1 protein-coding gene is annotated in these 314 nt (G+C 34.1%); it reads left to right on the forward strand.

The features are described 5' to 3' along the window. Positions 1 to 314 (forward strand): four-carbon acid sugar kinase family protein (locus EYD45_RS16575; protein ID WP_207303328.1); only part of this gene is annotated, 314 nt, incomplete at both ends.

The following is a 314-nucleotide window of genomic DNA, read 5'->3' on the forward strand; positions in this document are numbered from 1 at the left end:
TGTTTGAAGGCAATAGGGTTACAGTAAACAGCACGCATTATATTAAAGATGAAGATACACTTACACCAGTAAACGAAACACCATTTGCTGAAGACCATTCGTTTACATATTCAAAAGGAAACTTAAAGGAATATATTGAGGAAAAATCTAATGGCCACGTTAAATCTGATGAGGTATTTTCATTTGCAATTGAAGAGATACGACGTTGGGATGTGAAGATATCGGCTGAACATATTTTAGAAATACCCGAGGCATCTTATTGTGTTTTTGATAGTTTAAATTATAACGATTTAGATAAAGTAACGCACGCGCTT

This window comes from Hyunsoonleella flava (genome assembly GCF_004310325.1).
In the GTDB taxonomy this organism is placed as follows: domain Bacteria; phylum Bacteroidota; class Bacteroidia; order Flavobacteriales; family Flavobacteriaceae; genus Jejuia; species Jejuia flava.